Raw genomic sequence first — 1,502 nt, 5'->3', positions numbered from 1 at the left:
CCTGGGCCTGCTTGAGCACGGCGATGATCTGGCTGTCGGTGAAACGGGACTTCTTCATGGAACCTCCTCGGGAAAGGGTACGAGAAAATTCCACTTCTGGCGTCAGCTAACCTGTGGGGGGATTACCATCGTACTGGCCGCGAAGTCATGTCTGTCCGAAGCCGAGCTGCATCAGGAATGGCTGCCGACACTCTTCCCGCGCGTGCGGGGTGCAAACGCCGCGGATGAGCGAAGTGCCGCACGCTGCCGAAACTCCGGCTACAACAGTGCGGGAAACAAGGCCTAACACCTAAGCTAAGCCGCGCCGCAGCGGGGCGTGAAGCACATGGAAAGCTGTACCTGCCATGTGGTTTGCGCCCCGATGCGGAGTCGGCTTGAGCGCGTTGTTAGGCACCGTGCCGTTCGAAGTGAAGCACGTCGTGCCACTGGCCAGAGAGCCAGAAGCTCTGGCTTGAATGGCCGAATTGCACAAAGCCGTTTCGCAGAAGCACTTTGGCCGAGGCTTCGTTCCCTACACGAACTGAGGCCTCGACTCGGTGAAGCCGGAGCCGCACAAAAGCATAATCTAGCGCAAGCCGAACTGCCTCAGTCGCGTAGCCTTTGCCGCCATGGTCTTGGGCTACGCGATAGCCCAGTTCCGCGCTATGGAAGTGGTCGCCACGGACCCGGGTAAGGTTGACACGGGCGACAAGGTGGCCCGACCCGTTTCTCGCGAGGAACTGATACGCGCTGCCCTCTGCTGCTTCGGCCTGAGCAACTGCGATCGCCTTTGCGATTCCGCCCGGCTCATAGAAGGATGTCGCCCTCGCATTAATATGTGATTCGAAGAACGCCCGGTTTGTGAACTCAAACTGCCCCAAGTCCTGTTCGTCCTCGGCCGTGGGTGCAGATAGCGACAGCATATGGGAGGGGCCTAACACCTGAGTTAAGCCGAGCTGCGTAGTGGAGCCAAGCACGTGGCAAGCTGTATCTGCCATGTGCTTGGTGGAACGAAGCGGCTTCGGCTTGAACGCATTGTTAGCCACCACCCACGGATGGCTTGGTGACCACGTTGATCACCACCGAATCACCATCCGTAAGAACCTCCACGCGGTTGGAACTGGGAAGCTGATCGTCGACTGAGGTAACGGGCCTGCCGTCGACCAGGAAGAGCACCTTGTCCGGAGAGATCAACGTGGTGCGATCTGTGTCCGTAACGTACCGCTCGACGATGCTTGCCACGTTATTGGCTCCTGCTGCTTCAAGCTCGGCAGTGGAGTAGGTGAGTTTGGTATCGGCTTGGCTGGTGCCGGCAAAAAGCATGAGGATTGCTATGGCGATGAGCTTCTTCATGTGGTCCCTCAAATGTAAAGAATCGAGATTGCTCTTGTGGGGGCTAACACCTGAGTTAAGCCGAGCTGCGTAGTGGAGCCAACCACATGGCAAGCTTTACCTGCCATGTGGTTGGTGGAACGAAGCGGCTTCGGCTTGAACGCATTGTTAGCCACCACCCACGGATGGCT

Annotated in this window: 3 protein-coding genes; 1 reads left to right on the top strand and 2 read right to left on the bottom strand. The window is 58.3% G+C overall.

The features are described from left to right. Positions 1-286, top strand: a 286-nt coding sequence (locus ACOZ90_RS13980; protein ID WP_422894260.1) for a hypothetical protein, incomplete at its 5' end; no start/stop codon positions are given. Positions 287-386: 100 nt separating this feature from the next. Here ACOZ90_RS13980 and ACOZ90_RS13975 read toward each other — a convergent pair. After that, positions 387-977 carry a GNAT family N-acetyltransferase gene (locus ACOZ90_RS13975; RefSeq protein ID WP_422894259.1) on the bottom strand — a complete coding sequence of 197 codons (591 nt, stop codon included), beginning with the start codon at positions 975-977 and terminating at the stop codon, positions 387-389. 40 nt (positions 978-1,017) lie between these two features. Next, positions 1,018-1,332, bottom strand: coding sequence for a hypothetical protein (locus ACOZ90_RS13970; RefSeq protein WP_422894258.1), 315 nt, complete (start codon positions 1,330-1,332; stop codon positions 1,018-1,020). Positions 1,333-1,502 lie beyond the last annotated feature (170 nt).

The sequence above is a fragment of the Luteimonas dalianensis genome (genome assembly GCF_049339425.1).
GTDB lineage: Bacteria > Pseudomonadota > Gammaproteobacteria > Xanthomonadales > Xanthomonadaceae > Luteimonas > Luteimonas dalianensis.
The sequence above is the reverse complement of the archived record's forward strand: the minus strand, read 5'-3'. Positions and strand labels throughout refer to the sequence as shown.

Coding starts and splice junctions, on each gene's coding strand:
- ACOZ90_RS13970 (WP_422894258.1), bottom strand. CDS start 1,332: ATGAAGAAGCTCATCGCCATAGCAATCCTCATGCTTTTTGCCGGCACC.
- ACOZ90_RS13975 (WP_422894259.1), bottom strand. CDS start 977: ATGGCAGATACAGCTTGCCACGTGCTTGGCTCCACTACGCAGCTCGGC.